Origin of the sequence: Dysgonomonas sp. 37-18 (genome assembly GCF_001899125.1) — a bacterium.
Classification (GTDB): Bacteria; Bacteroidota; Bacteroidia; order Bacteroidales; family Dysgonomonadaceae; genus Dysgonomonas.
This window is the reverse complement of record NZ_MKVC01000020.1, coordinates 1-1,757: the sequence shown is the minus strand read 5'-3', so window position 1 is coordinate 1,757 and position 1,757 is coordinate 1. Positions and strand designations below refer to the sequence as shown.

General features: G+C 38.4%; 2 protein-coding genes. Both read left to right on the top strand.

Annotated elements, in window-relative coordinates; translation table 11 throughout:
* Positions 1-1,439, top strand: a 1,439-nt coding sequence (locus BGO84_RS07030) for an efflux RND transporter permease subunit (RefSeq protein WP_291028614.1), incomplete at its 5' end; no start/stop codon positions are given.
* 2 nt (positions 1,440-1,441) lie between these two features.
* Positions 1,442-1,753 carry a hypothetical protein gene (locus tag BGO84_RS07025; RefSeq protein WP_291028613.1) on the top strand — a complete coding sequence of 104 codons (312 nt, stop codon included), beginning with the start codon at positions 1,442-1,444 and terminating at the stop codon, positions 1,751-1,753.
* Positions 1,754-1,757 lie beyond the last annotated feature (4 nt).

Genomic DNA, 1,757 nt, shown 5'->3' with positions numbered 1-1,757 from the left:
TAGATATGCCGGAGGGAACGACTTTGGAACGTACTGCCGCCGTAACTAAAGAATTAGCTGTGTATATCAGCCGAAATGATAAAGTAACCAATTATCAAACGTATGTGGGTACTTCTGCTCCTATTAGCTTCAATGGATTGGTTCGCCACTATGATATGCGCATGGGTGAGAATGTAGCTGATATACAAGTTAATCTTGTTGACAAAGGAGAACGTAGCGAACAGAGTCATGATATAGCGACATCGGTGCGTGCCGATTTGCAAGCTATCGGCAAAAAATACAATGCCAATGTAAAAACAGTAGAGGTACCGCCCGGTCCTCCTGTAATGTCTACAATTGCAGCCGAGATATATGGTCCTGACTATGATCAACAAATAGCTGTAGCCAAACAAGTGAAAGATATACTAGCTGCGACAGATAATGTTGTTGATGTGGATTGGTCGGTAGAAGATGCTCAGACTGAATATAAGTTTGAGGTAGATAAAGACAAAGCTATGAAATTGGGAATTCCAAATGCACAAGTTGTTCAGAATATGAGAGCGGCTCTATCGGGTATGCCTGTCGGTATATTGCATCAACCTTCATCAGTCAATCAAGTAGGTATTGTACTTCAACTGTCAGAAAAAGAGAAATCAAGCATAGAAGATGTATTAAGCATGAAAGTTGTGAATCAACAAGGTATGGCAATTCCCGTTAGCGATTTGGTGAAGGTCACTAAAGGAGAAAAAGAAAAGAGCATTCATCGCAAAGATCAAAAACGTGTAGTTTACATATTAACCGAAGTTGCAGGAAGTTTAGAAAGCCCTATATATCCTATTACGGAAGTGTCGGATAAGTTATCTCAGGTAAAACTTCCTGATGGATACACTTTATCAGAAGAATATAGTAAGCAACCAAAATATGAAGACAACTTTTCCTTAAAGTGGGATGGAGAATGGCAAATAACATACGAGGTGTTCCGTGATTTAGGATTAGCATTCTTATTTGTATTAATTATTATTTATGTACTCATTGTCGCATGGTTCCAAAACTTTATAACGCCGTTAGTACAGCTGGCTGCTATACCTCTATCATTGATTGGTATTATTTTCGGCCACTGGATTATGGGAGCTTACTTTAGTGCCCCGTCTATGATTGGATTTATTGCCTTAGCCGGAATTATGGTACGCAACTCTGTATTGCTTATCGACTTTATCGACATACGTCTCAAAGATGGTATTCCATTAAAACAAGCTGTAATTGAAGCCGGAGCTGTACGCACTACACCTATCATACTGACTGCAGGTGGCGTAGTTTTGGGGGCAATCGTCATTCTATTCGACCCTATATTCCAAGGGTTAGCAATCTCACTGATGGGTGGAACTATAACCTCTACTGTGCTGACACTGATTGTTGTACCACTGTTGTATTTCAAAATGTTGAAAAAGAAAGTAAAATGATTATGAAGCTATTAGTTGTATTAAGTATAAAGGAATATCAGGAGCAGGTAGGAAGTCTGCTCCATGATGCCGGAGTAAAACGATTTAGTGTAACAAATATCACCGGATATAAAAAGAAGAAAGAAAACTTGGGCTGGTTTGCAGCGAATGGAAATAATGCAAAAACTAATTCGATAATGCTTTTCAGCTTTGTAACAAAAGAAATAGCAGACAAGGCTATCGTAGAAATTGATAGTTGCAATATTGAAACAAAAAATCCTTTTCCTGTACATGCTTTTGTCCTTGATGTAGAGAATTTTTCTAAACTGATTTGATTAT